Below are 327 nucleotides of genomic sequence, written 5' to 3'. Positions count from 1 at the left end.
AGGTTATCGATAACCGGTAGCAATTCTTCAGCAAACTTGTTAATCGCAAATTTACGAGCTTTAGACATCTCTTGTTCTGTGCGGCGACGCATGTTCTCTACTTCAGCTTTAGCGCGAATAACGCTGTCTTGCTGTTCTTTAAGACGCATCTCTGTTTGAAGCAATGCAGCTTCTAGTTGTGCAACCTTAGACTCTTCCACTTCTGCATCAGTTTCTTCGTTCCACTCGATGTCACCTTCACCGCCGATCACTTCAGCTTCTTCAGTCACTTCTTCTGCAACTTGTTCAGCTTCATTGGCCGCTTGTGCTAGTTCTTCTTCGTTAATC

At 44.6% G+C, this 327-nt stretch carries 1 protein-coding gene; it reads right to left on the bottom strand.

Translation table 11 applies throughout. The features are described 5' to 3' along the window. Nucleotides 1–326: nucleotide exchange factor GrpE (grpE, locus tag AB4585_RS23120; protein WP_372171136.1), on the bottom strand; the 326-nt coding region annotated here is incomplete at its 3' end. Between the last annotated feature and the right edge of the window lies 1 nt (nt 327).

The organism is Vibrio sp. 10N.222.49.C9 (genome assembly GCF_041474985.1).
GTDB lineage: Bacteria > Pseudomonadota > Gammaproteobacteria > Enterobacterales > Vibrionaceae > Vibrio > Vibrio crassostreae_C.
This window is presented reverse-complemented; position numbering and strand designations above follow the sequence as displayed.